Origin of the sequence: Actinomadura terrae (genome assembly GCF_022751215.1) — a bacterium.
GTDB classification, from domain to species: domain Bacteria; phylum Actinomycetota; class Actinomycetes; order Streptosporangiales; family Streptosporangiaceae; genus Spirillospora; species Spirillospora terrae.
Genome location: NZ_JAICDG010000001.1, coordinates 974,639 through 995,433 on the forward strand (window position 1 = coordinate 974,639; position 20,795 = coordinate 995,433).

At 72.7% G+C, this 20,795-nt stretch carries 22 protein-coding genes, 3 tRNA genes and 1 riboswitch; of the genes, 14 read left to right on the forward strand and 11 right to left on the reverse strand.

Translation table 11 applies throughout. The features are described from left to right. Nucleotides 1-741 carry a CbtA family protein gene (locus K2F47_RS04250; protein WP_242901335.1) on the reverse strand — a complete coding sequence of 247 codons (741 nt, stop codon included), beginning with the start codon at nt 739-741 and terminating at the stop codon, nt 1-3. 10 nt (nt 742-751) lie between these two features. Then, nucleotides 752-979 carry a CbtB domain-containing protein gene (locus tag K2F47_RS04255; RefSeq protein WP_242901336.1) on the reverse strand — a complete coding sequence of 76 codons (228 nt, stop codon included), beginning with the start codon at nt 977-979 and terminating at the stop codon, nt 752-754. A gap of 32 nt (nt 980-1,011) precedes the next feature. Next, nucleotides 1,012-1,211: riboswitch (cobalamin riboswitch) on the reverse strand. Nucleotides 1,212-1,312: 101 nt separating this feature from the next. Here K2F47_RS04255 and K2F47_RS04260 point away from each other — a divergent pair. The 6 genes from K2F47_RS04260 (at nt 1,313) to K2F47_RS04285 (ending at nt 7,552) form a co-directional block, all read left to right on the forward strand. Next, the gene (locus K2F47_RS04260; protein WP_242901337.1) at nt 1,313-2,368 is read left to right on the forward strand and encodes a 3-isopropylmalate dehydrogenase; all 1,056 of its coding nucleotides are present in this window, start codon (nt 1,313-1,315) and stop codon (nt 2,366-2,368) included. A 169-nt stretch (nt 2,369-2,537) separates the two neighbouring features. Continuing rightward, nucleotides 2,538-3,641 (forward strand): branched-chain amino acid aminotransferase, encoded by a 1,104-nt coding sequence (locus K2F47_RS04265; RefSeq protein ID WP_242901338.1) that lies wholly within the window; start codon nt 2,538-2,540, stop codon nt 3,639-3,641. A 210-nt stretch (nt 3,642-3,851) separates the two neighbouring features. Beyond that, nucleotides 3,852-5,429: a citramalate synthase gene (cimA, locus tag K2F47_RS04270; RefSeq protein ID WP_242901339.1), complete on the forward strand. Its 1,578-nt coding sequence runs from the start codon at nt 3,852-3,854 to the stop codon at nt 5,427-5,429. Between the two features lie 69 nt (nt 5,430-5,498). Further along, nucleotides 5,499-5,780 (forward strand): GNAT family N-acetyltransferase, encoded by a 282-nt coding sequence (locus tag K2F47_RS04275; protein ID WP_242901340.1) that lies wholly within the window; start codon nt 5,499-5,501, stop codon nt 5,778-5,780. Between the two features lie 159 nt (nt 5,781-5,939). After that, a complete protein-coding gene (locus tag K2F47_RS04280; protein ID WP_156222726.1) occupies nt 5,940-6,329 on the forward strand; it encodes a tetratricopeptide repeat protein in 390 nt (129 codons plus the stop codon). An 80-nt stretch (nt 6,330-6,409) separates the two neighbouring features. Further along, nucleotides 6,410-7,552 (forward strand): cellulose binding domain-containing protein, encoded by a 1,143-nt coding sequence (locus K2F47_RS04285; RefSeq protein WP_242901341.1) that lies wholly within the window; start codon nt 6,410-6,412, stop codon nt 7,550-7,552. 3 nt (nt 7,553-7,555) lie between these two features. Here K2F47_RS04285 and K2F47_RS04290 read toward each other — a convergent pair whose 3' ends face one another. Continuing rightward, nucleotides 7,556-8,773, reverse strand: a complete 1,218-nt coding sequence (locus K2F47_RS04290) for a serine hydrolase domain-containing protein (RefSeq protein WP_242901342.1) — start codon at nt 8,771-8,773, stop codon at nt 7,556-7,558. Between the two features lie 263 nt (nt 8,774-9,036). Here K2F47_RS04290 and K2F47_RS04295 point away from each other — a divergent pair, with 263 nt between their 5' ends. From K2F47_RS04295 to K2F47_RS04320, 6 genes are all read left to right on the forward strand, one after another. After that, on the forward strand, nt 9,037-9,801 hold the full coding sequence (locus tag K2F47_RS04295) for a fumarylacetoacetate hydrolase family protein (RefSeq protein WP_242901343.1): 765 nt from the start codon (nt 9,037-9,039) through the stop codon (nt 9,799-9,801). Between the two features lie 5 nt (nt 9,802-9,806). Continuing rightward, nucleotides 9,807-10,439, forward strand: a complete 633-nt coding sequence (locus tag K2F47_RS04300) for a DUF2461 domain-containing protein (RefSeq protein ID WP_242901344.1) — start codon at nt 9,807-9,809, stop codon at nt 10,437-10,439. A 119-nt stretch (nt 10,440-10,558) separates the two neighbouring features. Continuing rightward, nucleotides 10,559-10,630, forward strand: a tRNA-Gln gene (locus K2F47_RS04305). Nucleotides 10,631-10,652: 22 nt separating this feature from the next. Further along, a tRNA-Glu gene (locus K2F47_RS04310) sits at nt 10,653-10,725 on the forward strand. 272 nt (nt 10,726-10,997) lie between these two features. Next, a tRNA-Glu gene (locus tag K2F47_RS04315) sits at nt 10,998-11,073 on the forward strand. 136 nt (nt 11,074-11,209) lie between these two features. Further along, nucleotides 11,210-12,115: a tellurite resistance/C4-dicarboxylate transporter family protein gene (locus K2F47_RS04320; RefSeq protein WP_242901345.1), complete on the forward strand. Its 906-nt coding sequence runs from the start codon at nt 11,210-11,212 to the stop codon at nt 12,113-12,115. Here K2F47_RS04320 and K2F47_RS04325 read toward each other — a convergent pair. The 4 genes from K2F47_RS04325 to K2F47_RS04340 all read right to left on the reverse strand — a co-directional run bounded on the left by K2F47_RS04325 (nt 12,088) and on the right by K2F47_RS04340 (nt 16,060). Then, nucleotides 12,088-12,288, reverse strand: coding sequence for a DUF397 domain-containing protein (locus K2F47_RS04325; protein WP_242901346.1), 201 nt, complete (start codon nt 12,286-12,288; stop codon nt 12,088-12,090). The two genes, K2F47_RS04320 and K2F47_RS04325, sit on opposite strands and share 28 nt — an antisense overlap. After that, entirely contained in the window at nt 12,279-13,091 is an 813-nt protein-coding gene (locus tag K2F47_RS04330; RefSeq protein ID WP_242901347.1) for a helix-turn-helix domain-containing protein, read from the reverse strand. The genes K2F47_RS04325 and K2F47_RS04330 overlap by 10 nt, the downstream gene beginning before the upstream one ends. Nucleotides 13,092-13,245: 154 nt before the next feature. Continuing rightward, a complete protein-coding gene (locus K2F47_RS04335; RefSeq protein ID WP_242901348.1) occupies nt 13,246-15,306 on the reverse strand; it encodes an MMPL family transporter in 2,061 nt (686 codons plus the stop codon). Between the two features lie 142 nt (nt 15,307-15,448). Beyond that, the gene (locus tag K2F47_RS04340) at nt 15,449-16,060 is read right to left on the reverse strand and encodes a helix-turn-helix domain-containing protein (RefSeq protein WP_242901349.1); all 612 of its coding nucleotides are present in this window, start codon (nt 16,058-16,060) and stop codon (nt 15,449-15,451) included. A gap of 205 nt (nt 16,061-16,265) precedes the next feature. Here K2F47_RS04340 and K2F47_RS04345 point away from each other — a divergent pair, with 205 nt between their 5' ends. Continuing rightward, nucleotides 16,266-16,712, forward strand: a complete 447-nt coding sequence (locus tag K2F47_RS04345) for a hypothetical protein (RefSeq protein WP_242901350.1) — start codon at nt 16,266-16,268, stop codon at nt 16,710-16,712. Nucleotides 16,713-16,860: 148 nt separating this feature from the next. On the opposite strand, the gene K2F47_RS04350 is transcribed toward K2F47_RS04345, so the two are convergent. From K2F47_RS04350 to K2F47_RS04360, 3 genes are all read right to left on the reverse strand, one after another. Then, nucleotides 16,861-17,997, reverse strand: coding sequence for a glycoside hydrolase family 113 protein (locus K2F47_RS04350; RefSeq protein ID WP_242901351.1), 1,137 nt, complete (start codon nt 17,995-17,997; stop codon nt 16,861-16,863). Between the two features lie 143 nt (nt 17,998-18,140). Continuing rightward, complete coding sequence (locus tag K2F47_RS04355) at nt 18,141-18,536, reverse strand: NUDIX hydrolase (protein WP_242901352.1); 396 nt, start codon at nt 18,534-18,536, stop codon at nt 18,141-18,143. Between the two features lie 5 nt (nt 18,537-18,541). Beyond that, nucleotides 18,542-19,378: an SAM hydrolase/SAM-dependent halogenase family protein gene (locus tag K2F47_RS04360; RefSeq protein WP_242901353.1), complete on the reverse strand. Its 837-nt coding sequence runs from the start codon at nt 19,376-19,378 to the stop codon at nt 18,542-18,544. A gap of 61 nt (nt 19,379-19,439) precedes the next feature. On the opposite strand from K2F47_RS04360, the gene K2F47_RS04370 reads away from it, so the two are divergent. Beyond that, a complete protein-coding gene (locus tag K2F47_RS04370) occupies nt 19,440-20,351 on the forward strand; it encodes a LysR family transcriptional regulator (RefSeq protein WP_308198363.1) in 912 nt (303 codons plus the stop codon). A gap of 21 nt (nt 20,352-20,372) precedes the next feature. Here the strand turns inward: K2F47_RS04370 and K2F47_RS04375 are convergent, their stop codons facing one another. After that, complete coding sequence (locus K2F47_RS04375; protein WP_242901354.1) at nt 20,373-20,768, reverse strand: RidA family protein; 396 nt, start codon at nt 20,766-20,768, stop codon at nt 20,373-20,375. Nucleotides 20,769-20,795: the final 27 nt, after the last annotated feature.

Consider the following 20,795-nt stretch of genomic DNA (forward strand, 5'->3'; position numbering starts at 1 on the left):
TCAGGCGTTCGCGGGGACCGCGGCGCGGGACGGATGCCGGGCGAACGCGCGCTCGGTGAGGTAGCCGAACAGCAGCCCGATCGTCGCCCACAGGACGAGCTGGACGCCGAGCGAGGCGATCCGGAAGTCCCACAGGACGGTGGCCGGGAAGTGCTCGGGGATCGCGTCCGGCTCGGGCGTGATCCGGTAGACGACGGCGATCACCACGGCGAACCCGGCCGTGGACGCGGTGACGGCGTTCCAGACGCCGAGCCGGGGCACCAGCCGGCGGCACACGATCACCGCCGCCGTGGTGGCGAGCAGGCCGAGCGCGACCATGCAGAAGTACAGCGCGGTCCGGCTGCCGATCGTGCCGGGGTTGCCGACCGCCGGCGGCATCGCCGGGTACTTCAGGAACGGGACGAGCTCGACCGCCACGAACCCGGCGAGGGCGACCAGCGCGGCGGTGGCGCGCGCGCCGAGCCGTCCGAGCCGCCCGTAGGCGAACGCGAAGGCGATCGAGAACAGCCCGCCCAATGCCACCCCGTAGACGGCCATCGCCGTGATCAGCCCGGCGGTCTTCTGGACGCCCCGGCTCACGACCTCGGGTTCGTGGCCCTCGTGCGCGGCGTGCGCCTTCGCCTCCTCGAACGCGATGGCGTGGCCGACCTGAGGCTCGCCGTAGAGCCAGGCGATGAGCAGCGCGGCGCCGGCCGCGGCGATTCCGACGAGCATGCCGCGGACCAGCAGGGATCTCATCATGCGCGGCGGCTCAGTGGCAGGGGAAGCCGAGCAGGTGCCGGCCGTCGTGGGTGAACTCGTGCACCCACGTCCCGCCGAACAGGGAGGTCGCGCCCTGCTCCGCGCCGACGAAGTAGATCAGGACGACGCCCAGCACGGCGGCGAGCACCGCCCAGGGCAGGATCTCGCGGACGGGGACGCGCAGCGGAAGCGGCGCGGGGCGCGCCGGGCTCGCGGACGGGACGGCTGGCTGGGCCATGTCGGGTCTCCTCACGGGGTTCACTCGCCCCGGTAGCGGGAGGACGACGGGTCAGTGTCCTGACTCCCAGATCGCCGTCTCCCTCCGACCTTCCAGCCGCGCGGGCGGCCGTGGTCGTGAAGCGGGGGAGACTCCCTGGTCACAGTGGCGGGACCGTCCTGGAATCGCACCAGGTTCCTGCGCACCGTCGCCTCGAATCTTTACTTGTCGGACTGAGCGTCCCCTTTTGTGGCACGGTGCGTCAAGTCGCCGGGAGATCGGGGTCTTCCCCGTTCATCCCGAGATGTGAGATGGAAGCCCAATCACTGAGACGTTTGCAGTAGAGTGCGCGCCATGGCTTCCCGCAGCATTCGTCTGGCCGTCATCCCCGGTGACGGGATCGGCCCCGAGGTGGTCGCCGAGGGGCTGAAGGTCCTCGACGCGGTCGCCCCGTCCAGCGATCTGAAGTTCGAGCGGACCTCCTACGACCTCGGCGCCGCGCGCTGGCACCGGACGGGCGAGACGCTGCCCGACTCCGTGCTCGCGGAGCTGCGCGACCACGAGGTCATCCTGCTCGGCGCCGTCGGCGACCCGAGCGTGCCGAGCGGGACGCTGGAGCGCGGGCTGCTGCTGCGGGCCCGGTTCGAGCTCGACCACTACGTCAACCTCCGCCCGGTGAAGCTGTTCCCGGGCGTCGCGACGCCGCTGGCGGGCGTCACGCCGGACGACATCGACATGGTCGTCGTCCGTGAGGGCACCGAGGGCCCCTACACCGGGGTCGGCGGCGTCCTGCGCAAGGGCACCGCGCACGAGGTCGCGACGCAGGAGAGCGTCAACACCGCCCACGGGGTCGAGCGCGTGATCCGCTACGCCTTCGAGGTCGCCGCGTCCCGGCCGCGGCGCAGGCTCACGCTCGTCCACAAGGACAACGTCCTCACGTTCGCGGGCGATCTCTACCAGCGCGTCCTGGCGCGCGTGGCGGAGGAGTACCCGCAGGTCAGCACCGACTACTGTCATGTCGACGCGGCCACCATGTTCTTCGTCAGCCAGCCGGCGCGCTACGACGTGATCGTCACCGACAACCTGTTCGGCGACATCATCACCGACCTCGGCGCGGCGATCGCGGGGGGCATCGGGCTCGCCGCGTCCGGCAACGTCAACCCGGCCGGCACCGCGCCGTCGATGTTCGAGCCCGTGCACGGCAGCGCGCCCGACATCGCGGGGCAGGGCAAGGCCGACCCGACCGCCACGATCCTGTCCGTCGCGATGCTGCTCGACCACGTCGGCGCGGCCGAGGCGGCCCGCCGCGTCGAGGAGGCCGTCTCCGCCGACCTCGCCGGGCGCGGCGCGCCGGGCGCGCGCTCGACGGCCGAGATCGGCGACGCCATCGCCGGGCGAGTATCTGGCTAGGGCGCGCCTCCCCGGCTGATCAGGGACACTCCGGGCGCGCCTCGCGGCGCGTCCGGATTTCGGCGTGCCGCGTGCGAAGGAGTAGATCTAGACGAAGTACGACAATAAGGATTAGAGACGTCGTTGCGGCAACGGGGCCGCACCGGCGATCCGCGAGAGGACAACCGCGATGAGCGACACCCTGGACTTCGAGATCACGCTCACCGAGAGCCCTGCCACGGCGGCGGAGCGGGCAGGCGTCCTGGCCGACCCGGGCTTCGGCCGGCACTTCACCGATCACATGATCACCATCCGGTACTCCGCGGACCGGGGCTGGTACGACGCGCGCCTTCGACCCTACGGGCCGATCCCGATGGACCCGGCCAGCCACGTCTTCCACTACGCGCAGGAGCTGTTCGAGGGCCTCAAGGCCTACAAGCAGCCGGACGGCTCGATCGTCACCTTCCGCCCGTACATGAACGCCGCGCGGATGAACCGGTCGGCGCACCGGATGGCGATGCCGGAGATCCCCGAGGAACTGTTCGTGCGGGCGGTCGAGCTGCTGGTGAGCACCGACAAGGCGTGGGTGCCCGACACCTCGGGGCACAGCCTCTACATCCGGCCCAACATGTTCGCCACGACGCCCACGCTCGGCGTGAACAGCCCGGCGAGCGACTACCTGTTCACGATCATCGCGTCCCCGTCCGGCCTGTACTACCCGCGCGGCGTCACGCCGGTCTCGGTGTGGCTGTCGCAGGACTACACGCGCGCGGCGCCCGGCGGCACCGGCGAGGCCAAGACCGGCGGCAACTACGCGGCGTCCTTCGCGGGCCAGGCCCAGGCCGTCGAGCACGGCTGCGACCAGGTCGTCTGGCTCGACGCGGTGGAGCACCGCTGGGTCGAGGAGGTCGGCTCGATGAACCTCATGTTCGTCTACGGCTCCGGCTCGAACGCCCGGCTGCTCACGCCCGCGCTCACCGGCACGCTCCTCGCCGGGATCACCCGCGACTCCATGCTGCGACTCGCCCCCGGGCTCGGCATCCCGGCCGAGGAGGGCAAGATCAACGTGGACGAGTGGGAGGCGGGCTGCGCGTCCGGCGAGATCACCGAGGTCTTCGGCTGCGGCACCGCCGCGATCATCAGCCCGGTCGGGCACGTCAAGGGCGCCGACCGGGAGTGGCGGATCGGCGACGGCGAGCCGGGGGAGGTGTCGATGCGGCTGCGCGAGGAGCTGATCGGCATCCAGTACGGCACCCGTCCCGACCCCTACGGCTGGGTCCACAAGATCGCCTGAACCGCTGGTGGACGCACATTCGTCTCGACAGGTGAGACGGATGTGCGTCCATCTTGGACGGTGTGGCAGACTGGGCGCATCATGCGCCACAGCCTCGTGATTATCGGCTGGCGCGCCGGCATCTAAACGGGACACCGCCGGCGCGCAGACCTCTCACGTCCGTGAGGGGTCTTTTTTGTGCTCTGGCGCTGATCCCTGGGGGTCCACACCATGCAAGGCGACGCATTCCACGTCTACGACACCACCCTGCGCGACGGCTCGCAGCAGGAGGGGCTGAACCTCTCCGTGGCCGACAAGCTCGCCATCGCACGGCACCTCGACGACCTGGGCATCGGCTTCATCGAGGGCGGCTGGCCGGGTGCCAACCCGAAAGACACCGAGTTCTTCGGGCGGGCTCGAACCGAGCTCGACCTGAGGCACGCGCAGCTCACCGCGTTCGGCGCGACCCGCCGGGCCGGTGTGCAGGCGGCCGACGACCCCCAGGTCGCCGCCCTGCGCGAATCCGGCGCGTCCGTCGTGACCCTGGTCGCCAAGAGTCACGACAGGCACGTCGAGCTGGCCCTCCGCACCACCCTGGAGGAGAACCTCGCGATGATCCGCGACACGGTCTCCCACCTGCGTGCGGAGGGCCAACGCGTCTTCCTCGACGCCGAGCACTTCTTCGACGGCTACCGGGCCAACCGCGCCTACGCGCTGGAGGCCGTCCGCACCGCCGCCGAGGCCGGCGCGGACGTCGTCGCGCTCTGCGACACCAACGGCGGCATGCTCCCGGACGAGCTGGCCGAGGTCGTCCACGACGTCGTCTCGCTCGGCGTGCGGGTCGGCATCCACTGCCACGACGACTCCGGCTGCGCGGTCGCGAACACGCTCGCCGCCGTCCGCGCCGGGGCGACGCACGTGCAGGGCTGCGCCAACGGCTACGGCGAGCGCAGCGGCAACGCCAACCTGTTCACGGTCGTCGGCAACCTCCAGCTCAAGCGCGGGATGTCGCTGGTCAGCGACGCGCAGTTGGCCGAGATGACCCGGATCGCGCACGCGGTCTCCGAGGTCACCAACGTCGCGCCCGGCTCGCAGCAGCCCTACGTGGGCGTGTCCGCGTTCGCCCACAAGGCCGGGTTGCACGCCTCCGCCGTCAAGGTCGACCCCGACCTGTACCAGCACATCGACCCGGCCGCCGTCGGCAACGACATGCGGATGCTCGTCTCCAGCATGGCCGGGCGCGCGTCGGTCGAGCTGAAGGGCAGGGAGCTCGGCTACGACCTGTCCGGCGAGAAGGCCAAGGCCGTCGTCGGCAAGGTCAAGGAGCTGGAGTCCACCGGGTACACCTTCGAGGCCGCCGACGCCTCCTTCGAGCTGCTGCTGCGCGAGGAGCTGACCGGCGTCCGGCAGCGGTACTTCGAGGTCGAGTCGTGGCGGTCGATCGTCGAGCGCCGCCCCGACGGCTCCATGGTCAGCGAGGCCACCGTCAAGCTCCGCGCCAAGGGCGAGCGGATCATCGCCACCGGCGAGGGCAACGGCCCCGTCAACGCCCTCGACAACGCGCTACGCGTCGCGCTCGGCCGGCTCTATCCCGAACTGGCGCGGCTGGAGCTGATCGACTACAAGGTCCGCATCCTGGAGGGCTCGCACGGCACCGACGCGCGCACCCGCGTCCTCGTCGAGTCCAGCGACGGCGAGCGCGAGTGGGGCACGGTCGGCGTCGAGGAGAACGTCATCGCGGCGTCCTGGCAGGCGCTGGAGGAGGCCGTCACCTACTGCCTGCTGCGCGCGGGCTACGAGGCGGGCTGACCGGGCCTTTCGCCCGATCGCCACGGGACGGCGGGGAATGATCGCCGCCTGGTGGGCATTGTCGGTGGCATGAGCAACGAGATCACCGACAACGCCGAGCAGGGCCGCTACGAGATCCGGGTGGACGGGGAGCTGGCCGGGTTCGCCGAGTACAAGGCCGAGCCCGGCCGCCTCGTCCTCACCCACACCGAGGTCCTCCCCGCCTTCGAGGGCAAGGGCGTGGGCGGTGCACTGGCCAGGGGCGCGCTGGACGACGTGCGGGCCAAGGGGCTGTCGGTCGTCCCCCGCTGCCCGTTCGTCAAGACGTGGATCGACCGGCATCCCGACTACCAGGACCTCGTCGCCGCCTGACTTTTTCCCCCGATTCCAGGGCCGGAACGTAGAAATTTCAGCGAACATGGCGAAACCGGTGGCGGATGTGGCGCACGGCCGTCACCATGGTCGCTGCACGGCACGGGTGGCGTTCCCGCGTGCCGTCCCCCCAAGCCGTCGAACCACCGGAGTGATCGCATGTCTGTCCGACCCTGGAGCCCCGAGGACCTTGGGCGTCCCACGGACGGATCATGGGCGGACGTCGCGTTCGGGCTGGGCGAGATGTACGAGCGCTGCGGCGACCTGGAGTCGGCCGCCGACTGGTACCGGCGCGCCGCCGAGTCCGACCGCGCCGACGCGGCGCTCCGCCTCGGCGACGTCCTCGGACGGCTCGCCGACGCCCGCCGCGCCGGGCAGGCCGGCGGCTCGGCCGAGTCCGCCGAGGACCTGCTCGCCGAGGCCACCCGCTGGCTCAGCGGTGCGCCCGGCCCCACCACGCCGGACGCCATCGAGCTCGTCACCGACATGCTCAACCGGCACCAGCTCCAGGCCGCGCGCCGGGGTCTGGAGCCCGCGCCCACAGGCTGATCCAGGCCGGGCCGATCCGAACCTATCGGCCCTTCCCGTCGTCGGACTCCATGAGATCCCTGACACGGGAAGGTGACGAGTTGAGCGGCGAGGAGCCCGGGTACGTCCCCCCGGATCACACGAACACCGCCGAGTTCCGCGTCCGCGGCACGCCCGCCGAGGATTCCCGGCCCGCGTCCGACCCAGGGGTGACCGGCCCGGACGTGACCGCCACCGACGAGCCCGAGACCCCGCCCGTGGACTCCGCCCCGGCCTGGGCCTCGGACACGCCGCCCGGCCCGTCCGACGACCCGCCCCCGGCGGACCCGCTCGTGACGGCCATCGACCCCGAGGACGCACCCGAGGACGTGCCTGCGCCTCCGCCGTCACCGGTGCCGATGGCCGAGGAGGCGCCGTGGACGGCGCAGTTCGGCGCCGAGGAGGAGCAGGCCGCACAACCGTCGCCGCCTCCGTCTCCCTCGCCGCCTCCGTCTCCGCCGTCCGCCTCGCCCATGCCTCCCGCGCCTCCGCCGAGAGGGCCGGCGGGGGAGGAGACCACCTCGGCGTCGGCGCTCCCGCCCGCGCCGGTGGCGACGCCGTCCGGCGAGGGCGGCGCGCGGGGCTCCCGGCGCGGTCCGCTGATTCTCGGGCTCGTCGCCGCCGTGCTGGTGCTGGTCGCGGCGGGCGCCGCCGTCCTGCTGCTGTCCGGCGGGTCGGACGAGAAGGACGCCGCGTCCACCACGCCCGCCGCGACCGCGCCCAGCGGCACCGTCCCGAGCAGCGCCGCTCCCGGCGGAGGCCCGGGGGGCGAGCCCACGGCACCGCCGGCGTCCGGCGAGCCGACCGCGTCACCGCCCGCGCAGCAGCCGGGCGGCGCCGCGCCCAGCGAGCCGACGGCGCCCGCCGACCCCGCCTCGCCGGCCGGCCCGCTGGTCAGCGGCGACGGGATCACCTACCAGCTCGTCCAGCGGGACGAGGGGTACCACGAGGGCCGGCTCGTCATCACGAACCGGACCGGGCGCCCCATGACCGCGTGGCGGCTCACGTTCAGCGTGCCCGGCGCCGACGTCCGCAACATCTGGGGCGGACGGCTCGTCCGGGGGGGCGCCGAGGTCGAGCTCACGAACCTCGACGGCGCCGCCGCGATCCCGCCGGGCGGCGCCTGGGAGGTCAGGTTCGGCGCGCACGGCGCCGCGACGACCCCGGAGGACTGCGAGATCAACGGCCGGGCCTGCGGGTTCTGACCGTCAGCAGAACTCGGCGCGGACGGCGGCGTCCTCCAGCCCCTGCGCGCCCCAGTCGCCGTTGCGGTTCATGGTGAGGGCGTGCCGGCCGTCGCCGCCGACCGCCGTCCGGGACGCGGAGCCGGGGATCATGCCGCCGTGGCCCCACGCCCAGCACCCGGGAGCGAGCTTGAACAGGCGGATTCCGAGACCGTAGCGGTCCTCGCGTCCGCCGTGCCCGTCATCGCCCTGGACGGGCACCGTGTCGAGCAGCTCGCGCTGCTGCGCCCGTTCGAGCACCCGACCCTGCATCAGCCGGGTCATGAACGTGTTGACGTCGTGCGTCGTCGAGACGATCTGCCCCGCGGCCCACGCCACGGACGGGTTGAGCTCGGTGACGTCGCGGATTCTCGCGTCCGGGCCGTCCTCGAACAGCGTGGAGTAGTGCGTCGCGTGCGGGCGGGGGAGCGTGGGCCTGGTCCCGGGCACCTCCGTGCCGCTCAGGCCCAGCGGCGCGATGATCTGCCGCTCGACCTCATCGGCGTAGCCGTGCCCGCTCGCCCTCTCGATGATCATTCCGGCGAGGATGTAGTTCGTGTCGGAGTAGGCCCAGCGGCCGGGCTCGCCCGGCTGGAAAAGCCGCGGGTGGCCGAGCGCGATGTCGACCAATTCGCGCGGTGCGATCGTCTTGTAGCGGTTCTTCGCGAACTCGTCCCCGGCGTAGCGCGCGCGGAACGCCTCGTCGTCGTTGTAGTTGAAGATCCCGCTGGTGTGGTTCAGCAGGTGCCGGATGGTGATCCGCTCCGGGTGGTACCCCTCGCCGCGGACAACCCCCGGCAGCCAGTGCTCGACGCTGTCACCGAGCGAGAGCCGCCCGGCGGCCTCCAGCTTGAGGATCACGGTGGCGGTGAACGGCTTGGTCATGCTGGCGATGCGGAACCTCTCCCGCGCCGCGCGCGGACGCCGCGTCCCGAGGTCGGCGACCCCGGCGGCGCCGTGCCACGTCCGGTTCCCGTCCCTGACCTCGGCGATCACGCCGGGCGTGCCCTGCCGGACGATCTCCTCCAGCGCGGCCTGCGTGCCGCCGGGCCGCTGCCCGTGCGCCCGCGCCCGCCCCCGCTCCGGTTCGGTCGAGTCGCCGAGGGCGGCGGTCGGGGCGGTCATGGTGAGCGCTGCCGCGGCGAGCGCCGTCAGCGAGGTCAGGACGAGCGGCGCGCGCCGCGCCGGATGCTTTTCGGTCATGGCACGAGCTAACGAGCAGCGGAGGTTGCCGCGCCATTGGGAATCCCCCGGAGATCGGGATCGGGGGGACCGGATTCCTTCGGGACGCGGCGGCGTCGGGTGCCGCCCGCCCGGCACGGCCGTGCCCGCGCCGGCCAGCGGCGGAGACCGCCGCCGTCACCCGAACCGTCCCCTAGGGGTCATACCGTCCGGCTACGGGACGGGCCCGCCGTGTCACCCCCGGGCGGGGTCCTTGCCGTGGCCGCGCCGCTAGGCTTCCTGGCATGCGTATCGCCAGGTTCGCCACCGACGAGGGCATGTCCTTCGGGGTGGTGGAGGAGAACACCGTCGCCGCCATCGCGGCCCACCCGTTCGGAGATCTGACCTTCACCGGGCAGCGCCTCCCGCTCGCCGACGTCCGGCTGCTGGCGCCGATCCTGCCCAGCAAGGTCATCGCGATCGGCAAGAACTACGCCGACCACGCGCGCGAGATGGGCGGCGAGGCGCCCGCCGAACCGGTGCTCTTCGCCAAGCCGTCCACCGCCGTGATCGGCCCCGGCGAGGCGGTCGCCTACCCGCGCAGGCTGTCCGAGCGCGTCGACTACGAGGGCGAACTCGCCCTCGTCATCGGACGCATGTGCCGCGAGGTGCCCGCGTCCCGCGCCGCCGACGTCATCCTCGGCTACACCTGCGCCAACGACGTCACCGCCCGCGACCTCCAGAAGAAGGACGGGCAGTGGACGCGGGCCAAGGGCTTCGACACCTTCTGCCCCCTCGGCCCCTGGATCGAGACCGAGGTCGACCCCGCCGACCTCGCGATCTCCACCACCGTCAACGGCGAGGTCCGGCAGGACGCCCGGACCTCCCAGCTCCTGCACGCCGTCCCCGACCTCGTCGCCTACGTCAGCCAGGTCATGACGCTGCTGCCCGGCGACGTCATCCTCACCGGCACCCCCGCCGGGGTCGGCCCGCTGGAGATCGGCGACGAGGTGACCGTCACGATCGAGAACGTCGGCTCGCTCACCAACCGCGTCGTCGAGCGGGAGTAGGCCCGATGGGGTTCACCGGCTTCACCGGCGAGGCGTTCGAGTTCTACGAGGGGCTCCAGGCCGACAACAGCAAGCCGTACTGGACGGCCCACAAGGCGGACTACGAACGGCACGTCCGCGAACCCCTGGCGGAACTGTGCGCCGAACTCGAAGACGAGTTCGGCGCCGTCAAGCTGTTCCGGCCCTACCGCGACGTCCGCTTCAGCAAGGACAAGACCCCCTACAAGACCCACCAGGGCGGCCACAGCAAGGGCTTCTACCTCCAGCTCGACGCCGACGGCATCATGGTCGCCGGGGGCATGTACGCGCCGTCCCCCGACCAGCTCCGCCGCTACCGGGCCGCCGTCGACTCCGAGACGCCCGGCCGCGAACTCCACGCCATCGTCGGCGGCCTGCGCGACGCGGGCCTGGAGATCGGCGGCGACCGCCTCAAGACCCGCCCGCGCGGCACCCCCGAGGACCATCCCCGCCTCGACCTCCTGCGCCACCGCTCGCTGTACGCGCACGAGGGCTGGCCCGCCGACGAGTGCGTGGGCGACCCCGAGGTCGTCACGCGCGTCCGCGACTCGTGGCGGCGGCTGCGTCCCCTCGTGGACTGGGGGCTCGAACACATCGGTCCGCCCGACTTCACCCGCTGAACACTCATTTCGGGCCGTTCATCCGATCCCGGCAATCGTTTTGGCCCAGGTCCCCGGGTCCTGTATTCTCTTCGAGGCGCGAGCGACCGGCCGGAGACGGCCCGAGCTCCGTACCGCACTGGGGTATGGTGTAATCGGCAGCACGAGTGATTCTGGTTCACTTAGTCTAGGTTCGAGTCCTGGTACCCCAGCTTCGTCCACTCACCTGGACGGGCCCCCGTCGTCTAGTGGCCTAGGACGCCGCCCTCTCAAGGCGGTAACGGCGGTTCGAATCCGCTCGGGGGTACGTGCGGGGACCCCTGCTCGTTGGCTTCGCCAACTTCGCCGGGGCTCGCAGTGTTTGCCCAGGGGGGCGACCCCCTGGAACCCCCGATGCTCGGGCTTCGCCCTCGCGCCGGTTGCGGCGTACTCACTGGATCTTTCTCTGCAAGGCCTTCCGTTCGCGTGTGCATTCACCTGTCGGGCGCCTTCTCACCTTGGTTAACCGGTCGAGGTGGGGGTCGGAGTCCGGTAAGGTGGGACCCGGCCCGAGCGGGAGATCGCGAAGGTCTTGGTCCTGCCCCCGTCGTCTAGTGGCCTAGGACGCCGCCCTCTCAAGGCGGTAACGGCGGTTCGAATCCGCTCGGGGGTACCAAACTCGCTGTGACCGCGGAACACCTCATCGGTGATCTGCGGTTTTTTCTTTTGGCCTTGGATTTGGACGGTCATTCCGGGGAGTATCGGCACGGATACGCATGCCGTGGCGGTGAATAGGCGGTAGAAGTTGGACGGTGGAGAACAGAGCCGTCCGCCAGCCGTGGGGCGCCGAGGTGATGGCCACCGGGATCGTGTCGATCGCGTTGCGGCTGGCCGGGGTGATGTGGGCCGCGCGCGGGCTCCTGGTGATCACGGCGGCCCTGTGGGTCGTGCTGGTGGTGACGTTCTGCGGGCTCCTCGCCGACGGATCGCGCCGCGAGGAGCTGTCCGTTCCCGCGATCCTCACCAGCGTCGCGGGCACCGGGGTCCTCGGGAACGGGATCGCGCTGTCGGGGCACGCCGTCACCGCCGTGGTCCCGCTCGTGATCGCGTTCGGGTTGTGGATGTTCCTGCTCCCGCGCGTCCTGCGGCGGCTCAAGCGGCGGCTGCCGGGGGCGGCGTACCTGGTCACGGTCGCGACGCAGTCGGTCGTCGTGCTCGCGGCGACGCTGGCCGACCTGCTGCCCGCGCACCTGCTCACCTGGCCCGCGGGCACGCTGCTCGCGCTCGGCCTCGCCCTGTACGTGTTCGTGCTCAGCCGGTTCGACTTCCGCCAGCTCTACCGGGGGGCCGGCGACCACTGGGTCCTCGCCGGGAGCCTGTCGATCTCGGCGCTCGCCTCCGCGCGGGTCACGAACGCGGCGGGCGACCCGCGGCCGCTGGAGTGGCTGACGTTCGCGATCCTCGGAGTCGCGCTCGCCTGGTACGCGGTGCTGGTCGTGTGCGAGGTGCTGTATCCCCGTCCCCGCTACGATCCGCGCCGCTGGTCGACGGTCTTCCCGCTCGGCATGACGGCCGCGAGCGCGATGACGGCCGGTGCGGTCTGCTCCGTCCCGTGGCTCGGCACGCTCGGCAAGGCCCTCCTGTGGCCCGCCGTGGTCGCCTGGCTGGTGGTCGGGGTCGGTGCGATCCGTCAGGCGGTCGCGGTGTCGCGCTCCTGAAGCGGGGCGACGGCCGCGCGGAGGGCGGCGGGGGCGACGAGCAGGACGGGGCCGTCGGGGTCCTTGCTGTCGCGGACCGCGACGGCTCCACCGAGCCCGGCCAGTTCGACGCAGTTGCCGCCGTTGGAGCCGGTGTGGCTGCTCCTGCGCCAGCGCGCGTTGCTCAGATCCATTTTTCCTGGGCGACCTTTCTCATCAGGTCACGGGACATGTCCTCGGTGAGCGCGCGGGAGCGGAGGGCGACCAGGGTGCGGGCCAGGACAGCCAGGTCCGACGGGTCGTCGGTGGTGATGGAGCGGATGGCCGTCTCGACGTAGGCGACCTCGCTGCGGTCGTCCATCGTCGCGACCACGAAGGCGCCCATGTTGCCGTCGTGCTCACCACTCGCCAACACTACTTGAACGGTGATGTTGGGCAGCGTGCTCACCTCGACCAGGTGGTCGAGCTGCTCGCGCATGGTCCCGGCGTCGCCGACCCGCCGGTGCAGGGCCTGCTCGTCGATCAGCAGCACGAGGTCGGGCGGGGCGGGCCGGCCCTCGCCGGTGACGATGCGCTGGCGTTCGATCCTGGCCTCGACGGCCTCCTGGTTGCCGTGCAGGATCGACGCCGCGTAGGCGGGCGTCTGGACCAGGCCCGTGACGAGCATCGGTTCCCAGGAGACGAGCATGGTGGCGTCGGCCTCGATCCCGGGCCAGTCGAACCAGAGCGGGACCGGGTGGTCGTCCTTGTTGAGGTCCTCCCACAGGTGGACGAGGGCGCCGTTGGCGTCCAGGTACTCGTCGACGAGCTCGACGAACGAGCGGGTGGCGCGCTTCTTGCCGTTCTCTATCTTGCTGACCTGCGGGCCGCTCACGCGGGCGACGTGGGCGATCGTCTCCTGCTTGACGCCCCGGGCCTCGCGCAGCCGCCGCAGCTGGCGGCCGAACGCGACGAGCACGGGGGAGGCCCGGGGGTGGCGTGGGCGATGTGGGGGCATCTCCTTGCCTCTCGGTGGAAGGTTGCCGTTGTAGGGCGGCAACCGAATGCTAACCCAGAATGTGGCTCAATGTATGTGTCCAGATACTCACAGTGATACATCGCTGGTGAACAGTGGGACCCCGGCTTTTCGGCCGGGGTCCCCTGCGGTTTTGTCAGTTGTGTGCCGGTTCGGGGGGACGGACGTGCCGCGCCGCCGACTGGGCGAGGCGGCCGGGCCACCAGAAGCGGCGCCCCGCGTCCAGCGCGAGCGCGGGGACGATGATCGAGCGGACGAGGAAGGTGTCCAGTAGCACGCCGAGCGCGACCAGCACGCCGATCTGCACCATCATCGTGATCGGCATGACGCCGAGGACGCCGAACGTGCTGGCGAGCACGACCCCGGCGCTGGAGATGACGCCGCCGGTCAGGCCGAGCCCGCGCATGACCCCGGTGCGGTGGCCGGACCGGGCCACCTCCTCGCGGACCCGGGAGACGAGGAACAGGTTGTAGTCCACGCCGAGCGCGACCATGAACAGGAAGCCCATGAGGGCGACCTGGGTGTCCAGCGCGGGGAAGCCGAACGCGTACCGGAACAGCAGCCAGGACGCGCCGAGCGCCGCGAAGTAGGACGCGACGACCGTGGCGATGACCAGCAGCGGGGCCACCAGCGCCCGGAGCAGGACCATCAGGATCACCAGCACGACGCCGAGCACGAGCGGGATGACCACGCGCCGGTCGTGGGCCTGCGCGTCGGCCTTGTCGAGTTCTCTCGCGGCGCCCGCGCCGACGTCGGCGCCCGGGACGGCCCTGCGGATGTTCCTGACCGCGTCCTTCGCCGCCTCGCTGTCGGGGGCCGCCGTGAGGATGACGTCCGTCCTGGTGAGGCGGCCGTCGATGCTGCGCTCCGGCTGCTCGACGCGCGCGACCCCCGGGACGGCGCGGAGCGCGGCCGTGACCGGCTTCTCGGAGATGACCTGAAGGGGGCGGGTCCGGTCGCCGGAGAAGTGCTCGTTCAGCAGGCGCTCGCCGGCGGTGGAGCCGGGCGTGGTCGTGAGGAAGTGCTCGTTGTCGAGCCCGGTGTTGATGCCGAGCGCCCCGGCCGCCAGGGCCGCGAGGACGGCCGTCCCGGCGAGCCAGACGAGGCGGGGACGGGCGGCGACGCGGCGCCCGATCCGGTCCCAGACGCCGCCGCGCGCGGGCGGGGTGTCGCCGAACCGGGGGACGCGGGGCCAGAAGATCCAGCGGCCGAGGACCACCAGCAGGGCGGGCAGCAGCGACATGACCACGACGAGGCCGCCGAGGACGCCGATGGCGCCGATCGGGCCGAGCGCGTAGTTGAACCCCATCGTCGCCGTGAGCAGGCACAGCAGCCCGAGGCACACGGTGGCGGCGGACGCGACGACCGGCGCGGCGGCGTGCCGCAGGGCGACGCGCATCGCCTCGTGCGGGTCGGCGTGCCGGCGCAGCTCCTCGCGGTAGCGGGCGAGCAGGAGCAGCGCGTAGTCGGTGGTGACCCCGAAGACCAGGGCGTTGAGGATCGCCGACATGCCGTTCGCGACGTACAGGTCCGCGTGCTCGGCGAGCAGGTAGACGACGGCGTTGCTGACCTGGAGCGAGACCGCCGCGCCGATCAGCGGCAGCAGCCACAGGACCGGGCTGCGGTAGGTGACCAGCAGGACGGCGGTGACCAGCACGATCGTGATGATCAGCAGCAGCTTGTCGATCTTCTCGAAGGCGTCGCCGACGTCCAGCGCCGACCCGGCGGGGCCGGTGAGGCGGATCTGGAGGCCGGGCGGCGCGTTCTCCTGGACGCGGTCGCGGATCTTCTCGGCGTTCTCGGACAGGTCGTCGTCGTCCACGAGCGGGACGTTCAGCATGAGCGCGCGCCCGTCCCGGGACGCGGCGGCCGGCGCGATCGGCCCGCTGGCGACCGGCGCGAGCGCGCGCCGGTCGGCCTCGGCGCGCGCCCGGTCGGCGGGCGTGATCCCGGAGTCGCGCACGTAGGCGACCAGGCCGGGCGCCGCCGCGCCGCCCGGGAAGCGCGGCGTCAGCTCCTCGACCCGCGTGGACTGGGCGCCGTGCGGCAGTTCGGAGGCGGAGCCGTCCTCGACGACGTCCGGGAGCTTCCCGGCGAAGGGGACGGCGACGATGACGATCGCGATCCAGAGCAGGAGGATCGCCCATTTGGTGCCGCGGCCTGGGGCCAGCGCGGCGAGTTTGCGTGAGAGCAGCACGAGGTGCTCTCCTTTCCGTGGAGGTGTCGTGTCGCGGTGAGCACGCCGTTGGGCGTGGTGATGCGGGGCTTCCGCCCGGCCGGGCCGGTGAGCTGCAACTCGCCGGCCCGGCCCCTTCGGCCCGTTCCCGGGCCTCCTGGGGTCAGGTGCCGTCCTCCTCCTCGGTGATCTCGGGGAACGCCAGGAGCCTGACGACGAGCGTGCGCGCGTCCGGCGGCGGGTCGCCGTCGTCGGCCTTGTAGCGGTAGAGCAGGGCGATGTAGTCCTCGAAGAACGGCCGGACCCGCTCCAGCGGCAGCGTGAGGGTCGAGAAGGAGAACAGCAGCGCGTCCGCCCACGGGCCGAGGTCCTCGCGGGCCCGCTGGAACCGTTCGAGCTGCTCCAGCTCGTTCGCGAACTCCAGGCGGGTGAGCTCCTCGACCGCCGCGCGCATCGGCGGCGTCTGCTCGCTGTAGCGGGGCAGCCGCCGGTCGGCCGGCTTGACCCGCCACCAGCGCTCCCGGCCGCGGCCGAGCTCGGGGACCTCCTCGACGAAGCCGTGCTTGGCGAGCTGGCGCAGGTGGTAGCTCGTCGCGCCGGTGCTCTGGCCGAGCGCGCGGGCGAGCGTGGTGGACGAGACGGGCCCGCGCCGCATGACCTCCGCGATGCGCTGCCGCAGCGGGTGCGCGAGGAGCCGCACCTGGCGCGGGTCGGTGATCTCCTCGGCGATGGGCCGGCTTGCCTCGGGCCCGCCCGCCGTGCCCTCGTCCTTCATGGCGAGGACGCTACGAGTTGCCAAGGGTCTTTGCAACGCTTCTTGGCAAGGTTCACCGGACGGGGTGAGCGCGGCGCGGCGGACGGAACCTGAGGGGGAGGAAGGACCTCACTCCGGGGGGCGAGAACTGTCCCGTGTCCTTGGCTGACGGACACGTTGACGGTCAACTAAAGTTCTTCGGCAGTCGAGGAGCGAAGGGGACCAGGTGAGCACCGTGCAGGAGATCTCGCCGGGGGCGACGCTGGCGGAGAAGGTCGAGTGGCTGATCCGCAACCTGTGGCCCGCGGACGCCGCGCCGCCCCGCAACAACGTCGAGGCGGCCGCGGCGATCGCGCGCGCCACCGGCGAGGACATCTCGTCCACCACCGTGTGGAAGCTGCGCACCGGACGGCAGGAGAACCCCCAGCTCAAGACCCTCACCGCGCTCGCGACGTTCTTCGGCGTGCCGATCGGCTACTTCGGATTCCCGGGCGAGGCGCGCTCGATCGACGAGGACCTCACGCTCCAGGCCCTGCGCCGCGACGTCGAGCAGGGGGTCATCCGGCCCGAGGTGCTGCGCGCGCTGGTCGACCTGTCCGCGGAGGCCCGCTGGGTCGTCGACGAGATGATCCTCAGCGCGGCCGCCGCCGACCGGCAACGCCGCAACGCCTAGCGCCGCCGCCTCCGATCCCTGGGCCTGGAGCGCCCCTTCAGCGACCTCAGCCGTCACGCGGGCGCGTAGCTGAGCGGTGGGGGCCGACGCCGGAGGCGAGGCCCCCACCGGGAAGATCGCGAAGCGATCCGCGCCCGCAAAGGCACGGTCACGTCCCGAGCCGCCAGGCGAGGGACGTGGGCCGGGACTTCTTGAACATCGCGGCGTAGCGGCGGGCCACGGTGTGGAACGCCGCTCTCGGCTCCCAGTCGCCCGTGGCCGGGTAGTTGCGCGGCGAGTCCAGCGGCAGCACCGAGACCAGCGCGAAGCCCGCCATGTCGAGGTCGAGGCAGGGTTCGGGCATGTGCGGGGAGTCCGACTCGATGAAGTTGTAGACGAACGCGCCGTACACGCCCTCGGCCTCGTAGACGTCGAGCAGCTCGGAGATGTAGCGGGACTGCACCCGCTCGTCCCGGACGTAGCCCGGCGGGATGATCGGCGGCTTGTGGTCCCAGTCGATGATGTCGAAGCCGTCGCCGCCGCGCCTGTCGGCGCCCCGGTACGCGCAGCAGCCGAACTCGGTGATCACGACCGGCTTGCCGAACCGGTGCAGCGCCCGCACGTCCTGGACGTAGGTCGCCTCGTTCGTCGCGTCCCGGTACAGGTCGACGCCGACCACGTCGAAGCCGCCCCAGGCGACCTGCTCCCACATGCCCGAGCTGTAGGTGAGGCGCCCGCCGAACAGCGGCCGGACGGTTTTCAACGCCCGCGCGAGGAACGCGTTGAGCCGCTCGTTGTAGCCCTTCCCCGCCGGGGTGCCGAGGTTCGCGGCCCGCTCCTTGTAGTCGTCGCCGGGGACGAGCCCCGACATGAAGATCGTCAGTTCGCAGCCCACCGAGATCCCGATGTCCGGATACGTGCGGCGCAGGGCCTCGGCGGCGCGGGAGACCGAGGTGAGGAACGCCAGCGTCGTCCGCGCGTCCCGGTCGAACTGGCGGGGCTCCAGCCAGACGTACAGGCCCTCCTCGGCGGCGTGGCGCGCGACGAGCATCAGGCGGGCGGCGTCCGAGCCGAGGACGATGATCGCGTTGCAGTGCAGGTCGCGGGCGATCGCGCGGACCTCGCGCCGCACGTACGCGGGGTTCCACACCTCGCGCTCGGTGTCGTAGTTGACGCCGTGCTGCTCCAGGGCGCGTCGCCCGCCCCCGGACGCGGCGCGCGCGGGCGGCGCGGCGCCCGTGATCGCGACGGCCGCGGTGGCCGCCCCCACGAGCACGGTCCGCCGGCTGACCGGTAGTTGTGGCATGCGCTGGCTCCTCACTGGTCGGGCCGCCCAGACGACGAGCCTCGCTCGGGACGGCCCGTCCGGGCAGCGGCCAGGGGACCACGCCGCCGTGACCAAAGTCGCCGGGGCGCCGCCCGAAGGTCGATCAACGCCCAGAACGCGCGTCAGGAGAGGAGGCCGCGCTCGTCCGCGAGGTCGAGGGCCGCCTGTGCGGCGGGCGCGAGCAGGTGCCGTTCGCCGCGTCCGACATAGCGGTACTCGTCGACCTCGCCCGCCGCAGCCATCGCGCCGCTGTAGGACGCGGTGAAGCACGCCATCCGGACCCGCGCGAAGTCGGGCTGGTCGTGCGCGGGCGCGCGGATCACGCCCAGCTCGCGGAAGGACGGCGCGTCCAGCTCCAGGTCGAGCTCCTCGCGGACCTCGCGCGACAGCGCGGACCAGTCGCTCTCGCCGGGCTCCCGCTTGCCGCCGGGCAGGTAGAGCAGATCGCGGCCCCGGGAGCGGACGGCGAGCAGCCGCCCGCCGGAGACCTGCACCCAGGCGACGACGTCGAGTTCCATGCCGGTCAGTCTGCCAGCCGCACGGTGTCCGTCAGCCGTACGGTGACGGCCTCGCCCCGGAAGCCGAACCGCTCCACGGCGGACCCCTGGTTGACCGCGAAGGCGAGCCGCCCCGAGGAGTCCGTCAGCAGCAGCGGCTCGCCGACGGGAACGCTCCCGAACGTCTCGGCGAAGGTGACCCGCGCGGCGCGTCCGGGCCAGGACACCTCCAGCGCGGCGCCGTGGGCCACCGGGCCGAGGGCCGCAGCGAGGTCGTCCGGCCCGGCGTTGACGATCACGCTGCCGAACCGGTCGGTGTAGAGGTACGCGGCGGTCAGCACGCCGCCCTCGCCGCGCGGCGGCGCGACGTCGAGCGGCAGCGGCGTGACCTGCGGCCCGAACGCGGCGATGTCGGCGCCGCGCGCCAGGTGCGCGGCGGCGGGGGAGAAGATGTCGCGCCCGTGGAAGGTGGACGAGACGCGCGGCAGCCGGTAGGCCCGGTTCTCCAGGACGTGCGCCCTGACCACGCCGCCCAGTTCCTCCGCCGCCGGGACGAGCAGGCCGTTGTCCGGGCCGACGAGCACGTCGCCGCGTCCGGTCTCGACGGCCAGCGGGCGCCTCGGGGTGCCGACGCCCGGGTCGACGACGCCCACGTGCACGCCGACCGGGAGGTAGGGCAGCCCCTGGACCAGCAGCATCGCGCCCTCGGCGACCGCGTACGGAGTCACCTCGTCCGACAGCACGAGCACGGTGGCCCCGGGCGCGATCGTGTGGACGACCCCCGCGCAGATGGCGGTGTAGGAGGCGCCGAAGTCGGTGGTCAGGCTGACGAACGGCGGCACGGAAGAAGGAGCCTCGGACACGCCTGGAGCCTACGCCGCCCCGCCCGCCGCACGCCGCCCGCCCCGCCCTATCCTCCCTACCGTGCGCGCCGAAGCCCTCGACCCGGTCCTGCTCCGGACGTTCGTCGCCGTCGCCGACCTCGGGTCGTTCACCGCGGCGGCGGCCGCCGGCGGCTACACGCAGTCGGCGGTCTCGCGGCAGATCGCGACGCTGGAGGACGTCTGCGGGGTGGAGCTGTTCGCGCGCGGCGCCCGCGGCGTCCGGCCGACCCCGGCGGGGGAGTACCTGCTGCCGCACGCGCGCGGCCTGCTGGAGCGGCTCGCCGGCACCGCCCGCGCGCTGGAGGGCCTGCGCCGCCTCGACGCCGGGACCCTGCGGGTGGGCGCGTTCCCGACGGCCAACGTGGCGCTGGTCCCGCGCGCGCTCGCCCGCTTCCGGGCCCGCCACCCCGGCGTCGAGGTCGTCCTGCGCGAGGGCACCACCGAACGCCTCCTGCCGAAGCTGGACGCGGGGGACCTCGACATCGCCGTCGTCAGCACCCACAAGGTCCCCTCGATCGCCGCCGCCGACCTCGTCCCGCTGCGCGAGGACGCGCTGCTGGTCGCGCTGCCGAGCGGGCACCGCCTCGCCGCGCGGCGCCGCGTCCCCCTCGCCGGCCTGGCGGACGAGCCGTGGATCGTCGCCGACGACCCCGAGGCCGTCGCCGCGCTGCGCGCCCGTTGCGAGGCCGCCGGCTTCGTGCCCGCGACGCCGCTGCGGGTCGCCGAGTGGATCTCCAAGCTGGGCCTGGTCGCGGAGGGCTTCGGGGTCACGCTCGTCCCGGCGCTGGCGGCGGACGCGGCGGCGCGCGAGGGCCTCGTGCTGCGCCCGGTCGCGCCCGACCCGCCCCGCCGCACCGTCTACGCGGCCACCGCCCGGCACGCGCGGCGGTCCCCGCCGGTGGCCGCCTTCCGCACCGACCTGGCGGAGACCGCCGCCGCGCTCGGCGCGTGATCAGGCGCGCTCCGCGCGTGATCAGGCCGGGAGGGCGGCGACGGCCTCGACCTCCAGCAGCGCGCCGGGGCGGAACAGCCGGGGGACCTCCACGGTCGTGCTGGTCGGCGGCCTGCCGGTGATGTAGCGCCGCCGGACGGCGGCGTATTCGGCGAGCCGGCCGAGGTCGGTCATGAACGTCCGGATGTTCACGACGTCCTCGAAGCCGGCGCCGTGCGCGTCGAGGATCCGTTCCAGCAGCGAGAGCACGACCTCGGACTGGCGGGTCATGTCGCCGGGCGCGACGACCTCGCCGTCCTCGCCGAGGGCGATCTGCCCCGAGACGTACAGCATCGGGCCGGACGTGACGTGGATCGCATGGGTGTAGGCGCCCGGCGGGGCCGGAACGGTCGCCGGGTCGTCATGGGTGATTCGCATGGCCGGAACGCTAGGCGGCGCCGTGCC

Bases quoted from the DNA above. Each gene is read 5' to 3' on its own strand.
- K2F47_RS04300 (WP_242901344.1), top strand. From the start codon at position 9,807: ATGGGGTTCACCGGCTTCACCGGCGAGGCGTTCGAGTTCTACGAGGGG.
- K2F47_RS04280 (WP_156222726.1), top strand. From the start codon at position 5,940: ATGTCTGTCCGACCCTGGAGCCCCGAGGACCTTGGGCGTCCCACGGAC.
- K2F47_RS04250 (WP_242901335.1), bottom strand. From the start codon at position 741: ATGATGAGATCCCTGCTGGTCCGCGGCATGCTCGTCGGAATCGCCGCG.
- K2F47_RS04340 (WP_242901349.1), bottom strand. From the start codon at position 16,060: ATGAAGGACGAGGGCACGGCGGGCGGGCCCGAGGCAAGCCGGCCCATC.
- K2F47_RS04350 (WP_242901351.1), bottom strand. From the start codon at position 17,997: ATGCCACAACTACCGGTCAGCCGGCGGACCGTGCTCGTGGGGGCGGCC.
- cimA (WP_242901339.1), top strand. From the start codon at position 3,852: ATGCAAGGCGACGCATTCCACGTCTACGACACCACCCTGCGCGACGGC.
- K2F47_RS04290 (WP_242901342.1), bottom strand. From the start codon at position 8,773: ATGACCGAAAAGCATCCGGCGCGGCGCGCGCCGCTCGTCCTGACCTCG.
- K2F47_RS04255 (WP_242901336.1), bottom strand. From the start codon at position 979: ATGGCCCAGCCAGCCGTCCCGTCCGCGAGCCCGGCGCGCCCCGCGCCG.
- K2F47_RS04295 (WP_242901343.1), top strand. From the start codon at position 9,037: ATGCGTATCGCCAGGTTCGCCACCGACGAGGGCATGTCCTTCGGGGTG.
- K2F47_RS04355 (WP_242901352.1), bottom strand. From the start codon at position 18,536: ATGGAACTCGACGTCGTCGCCTGGGTGCAGGTCTCCGGCGGGCGGCTG.
- K2F47_RS04275 (WP_242901340.1), top strand. From the start codon at position 5,499: ATGAGCAACGAGATCACCGACAACGCCGAGCAGGGCCGCTACGAGATC.
- K2F47_RS04265 (WP_242901338.1), top strand. From the start codon at position 2,538: ATGAGCGACACCCTGGACTTCGAGATCACGCTCACCGAGAGCCCTGCC.
- K2F47_RS04375 (WP_242901354.1), bottom strand. From the start codon at position 20,768: ATGCGAATCACCCATGACGACCCGGCGACCGTTCCGGCCCCGCCGGGC.
- K2F47_RS04330 (WP_242901347.1), bottom strand. From the start codon at position 13,091: ATGCCCCCACATCGCCCACGCCACCCCCGGGCCTCCCCCGTGCTCGTC.
- K2F47_RS04325 (WP_242901346.1), bottom strand. From the start codon at position 12,288: ATGGATCTGAGCAACGCGCGCTGGCGCAGGAGCAGCCACACCGGCTCC.
- K2F47_RS04260 (WP_242901337.1), top strand. From the start codon at position 1,313: ATGGCTTCCCGCAGCATTCGTCTGGCCGTCATCCCCGGTGACGGGATC.